The sequence below is a fragment of the Erwinia sp. genome (assembly GCF_031978025.1).
Classification (GTDB): domain Bacteria; phylum Pseudomonadota; class Gammaproteobacteria; order Enterobacterales; family Enterobacteriaceae; genus Erwinia.
In genome coordinates this window covers 1-3,536 of sequence record NZ_DALZCD010000360.1, presented here as the reverse complement: position 1 = coordinate 3,536, position 3,536 = coordinate 1, and the positions used below count along the sequence as shown (strand labels likewise).

The following is a 3,536-nucleotide window of genomic DNA, read 5'->3' as shown; positions in this document are numbered from 1 at the left end:
CCCACACCGAGCCAAATGCCCAACTGACAGAGCCAATAAGAATAATTACCGCCCCCCAGGGATTGCCGCCGAGATGGCCGCCGCTGTTTAGCAAAATAATACCGACCAGCCCAACCGCAATGCCCAGCCACTCTATCCAGCGCGTTGCCATGCCGAACAGGCGGCTAAAACACATGGCGAACAGCGGCACGGTCGCTACCATAACGGCAGCGATGCCGGAAGGGACCTGCTGATGCTCTGCAATCGTCACCGCGCCGTTGCCAACGGTCAGCAACATAATCCCCACCAGCGCGGCGTTGCCTGCCGCTCGCCAGCCGGGAAGCCGCTCACCGCGCAGCAGCAGAAAGACCAGCAGCACGACGCCTGCCAGCACAAAGCGTACGCCAGCCAACATCATGGGCGGCCAGCTTTCCACCCCGATACGAATGACGAAATAAGTCGATCCCCAGATAAAATAGAGGGCAAATAAAGCGGCCAGAAGCGGAAGCAGGGCCGGAGCACGACGTAACATAAGATTTCTCGCAGTGGGTCGGGGTCGTTACGTTAACGTTTTAACACGTTTTCAACCAGATGAAATACCGTCTTTTTTTCAGCCGAAAAGCGATTCACTCCACATAATTTGCATCTCTCGTGCATACTTGCTTAGATCACACTCTTTAACATCCTGTAGCAGGGCGGACGATGGCCAGTATCAAACTCACAGTCAGGCGACTGTACAAAATCAGCGGCGAGCGCATGGTCAACACCCAGGCTACCGCGCGCATTTTTGTCGGCGAGCAGCTGGTAGCAACCGAAGAGATCGCCGGTATGACCGAAAGCCCGGTCAGCAAATTTGTGCATCACAACCTGGACGCGGGTCAGCCGGTGCGGGTTGAGTGGGATTGCGAAGGCGTAGCCGATATGACGGTCGCGCAGGTCAACGTGTGTCCCTGCTGTCAGCATGATGAACATTAAATAAGGAAGGACATTTTGGCAGGAAGTAGTTTACTGACTTTACTGGATGATATCGCCACGCTGATGGACGATATTTCAATCATGGGTAAGGTGGCGGCAAAGAAGACCGTTGGTGTGCTGGGCGACGACCTGTCGCTGAATGCGCAGCAGGTCAGCGGCGTGAAAGCCAATCGGGAACTGCCCGTGGTCTGGGGCGTGGCAAAAGGCTCTTTTCTTAACAAGCTGATTTTGGTGCCGCTGGCGCTGGCGATCAGCGCGTGGATCCCCTGGGCGATCACGCCGCTGCTGATGCTGGGCGGTGCCTACCTCAGCTATGAAGGCGTGGAAAAAGTCATGCACAGCCTGCATGGCAAAGCGAATAACAGCGATGAAGCGCGTGAACAGCGGTTGCGCAACCTCTCCCAGCAGGAAGCGGCTGCCTTCGAGAAGAAAAAAGTGAAAGGCGCGGTACGCACGGACTTTATTCTGTCGGCGGAAATCGTGGCGATTACGCTTGGCATTGTCTCCGAAGCGCCACTGCTCAATCAGGTACTGATCCTGGCCGGTATCGCCATTTTGGTCACTATTGGCGTCTACGGCATTGTCGCCTGTATTGTAAAAATTGACGACCTGGGCCTGTGGCTGCAACAGAAGTCCTCTTCACTGGCGCGCGGCATTGGCGGCGTGCTGTTGACGCTGGCACCTAAGATGATGAAGGTGCTGACGGTAGTGGGCACCATCGCCATGTTTCTGGTCGGCGGCGGTATCATTGCGCACGGCGTGCCGGCGATGCATCACTTTATTGAGCATCTGGCCACCGGGCATAGCGGTTTTATCAGCTCGCTTATCAGCAATGGCGCGAATCTGGTGATAGGCTTTATCGTCGGATCGATCGTGCTGTGCGGGGTAAATCTGGCTGGCAAACTACGGGCATAATCAGTATAAAGACACCCCTTCACCAAACCGGGAGCGAAGATGAAAGACGATATTTTTGAATTTGATATTGATGCCGAGCTGGAACAGGCACAGGCTAACGCCGAGAAAAAAGCCAGCGAAGTCCCGAGTGACCTGGGCGACGAGGCGGATTGCGAAGGCTGCAAAATCTAAATCAGGCCCCTGTGCGAAGCGAGTAATTCTTACTCGCTTTTTTTATTTCCGCCTTTTTAACTGCTTATTTATTTTTAACAAAACTTTTACCTGCCATTAACGGCGCGCCGCCCGATTGCCTGCTATACCTGAATTTCCCCCGATAGTTTCCAGCTTAGGAGAAACGGCATGATCCTGGTCAGTGAATCAGTTCAGCTTAAAGAAGGTGGTCCGGCGATGGTGGTTACCGGCTATGCCAGCGGTATGGTGGAGTGTTCCTGGTACGATGGTTACAGCGTACGGCGTGAGGCCTTTCGGGAAGAGGAGCTGTGTGCGCTAAATGCAGAGCAAGACCAGCTTGTCAGCTAGCCTTTACTGAACAGGACGAAAAATTTCGTCCTGTTCGCATTTATTTCCTGCCGCGCTGCGTTGATAAAAGAGGCGAGCTGCGCACAACCCGGCATGGCTAAAGTTTTATAGCCGTTTGTGGAAAAGCGTGAAGCCTTCATTTTTTAAAAACTGTGCCTGACCGCCGACCGCAGGCTCTGCATACAGACGTCTTAGGACAACATCGCGTCTGCGACCGACCCTAAACGTTGCCCTTGTTATCCTCTTCAACCGCCTGGTAAATACGCTGCATGATATCCGGGAAGGCGGACTGTACGCGGCTCCAGCTCGGAATAAACGGTTTTTCGTTCGGGCGTTCAATGAAAGACTGTCCCGCTTCCAGAATCGACTGGGTAAACATCTCCACCGCAGCCTCTTCCGCATGCTGATCGAACTTCAGACCGTTCATCGCCGCTTCGTGGCTGTAGATCTCCATCATGTCCAGCGCGTTACGGTAATAGGTGGCTTTCAACACGCGAAACGAGTCGCTGGTCAAATCCACGCCCATTGTGGCCATTTTGCGCAGCAGAGACTGAACGATATCGTTACTCATCCGACGCAGGCCACCCGTGCCGTCCTCTTCCGACAGCGGCTGATGCTTGTGATCGTAATTATGCGCAATTTCAACCTGGCAGCTCTGGCGCGTGGTGTAGTTACGGTAGATCTCAGACAGTACGCCGATTTCCAGCCCCCAGTCGCCGGGGATTTTTATGTTGTTCAGGACGTGCGTACGCATCGCGAACTCGCCAGAAAGGGGATAGCGGAAACTGGTCAGGTAATCGAGGTATTCCGAATGGCCATACACTTTCTGCAACGAACGCAGCAGCGGCCCGACCAGCAGACGCCCAACCCGACCATTCAGCTTGCTGTTGGCTACGCGGGCGTAAAAGCCCTTACAGAACTCATACTGGAAGGCGGGGTTCGCCAGCGGATAAAGCAGCCGTGCCAGCATGCCGCGCTCATAGGTCACGATATCGCAATCGTGGAGCGCCACGCAGCTGGTACTCTCCGAAGCCAGCGTGTAGCCCGTACAGAACCAGACGTTTCGGCCCTTGCCCGGTTGAGAAGGGGAAAGCCCTTCTTTATCCAACTCGGCGTCAATGGCTTTCAGGCGCGGCCCGACATTCCAT

At 54.6% G+C, this 3,536-nt stretch carries 6 protein-coding genes; 4 read left to right on the top strand and 2 right to left on the bottom strand.

Features of this window, described 5'->3' with window-relative positions; genetic code table 11:
• The coding region (locus RTK32_RS20195) for an EamA family transporter (RefSeq protein ID WP_312047068.1) at positions 1-511 on the bottom strand (511 nt) is incomplete at its 3' end.
• Between the two features lie 170 nt (positions 512-681).
• On the opposite strand from RTK32_RS20195, the gene RTK32_RS20190 reads away from it, so the two are divergent.
• The 4 genes from RTK32_RS20190 to RTK32_RS20175 all read left to right on the top strand — a co-directional run bounded on the left by RTK32_RS20190 (position 682) and on the right by RTK32_RS20175 (position 2,388).
• A complete protein-coding gene (locus RTK32_RS20190; RefSeq protein ID WP_312047066.1) occupies positions 682-954 on the top strand; it encodes a hypothetical protein in 273 nt (90 codons plus the stop codon).
• Between the two features lie 15 nt (positions 955-969).
• Positions 970-1,869 carry a DUF808 family protein gene (locus RTK32_RS20185; RefSeq protein ID WP_312047064.1) on the top strand — a complete coding sequence of 300 codons (900 nt, stop codon included), beginning with the start codon at positions 970-972 and terminating at the stop codon, positions 1,867-1,869.
• A 39-nt stretch (positions 1,870-1,908) separates the two neighbouring features.
• Entirely contained in the window at positions 1,909-2,040 is a 132-nt protein-coding gene (locus RTK32_RS20180; protein ID WP_312047062.1) for a hypothetical protein, read from the top strand.
• 168 nt (positions 2,041-2,208) lie between these two features.
• Complete coding sequence (locus RTK32_RS20175; protein WP_312047061.1) at positions 2,209-2,388, top strand: DUF2158 domain-containing protein; 180 nt, start codon at positions 2,209-2,211, stop codon at positions 2,386-2,388.
• A gap of 220 nt (positions 2,389-2,608) precedes the next feature.
• Here RTK32_RS20175 and RTK32_RS20170 read toward each other — a convergent pair.
• A partial coding sequence (locus RTK32_RS20170) for a glycosyl transferase (protein WP_312047059.1) occupies positions 2,609-3,536 on the bottom strand: 928 nt, incomplete at its 5' end.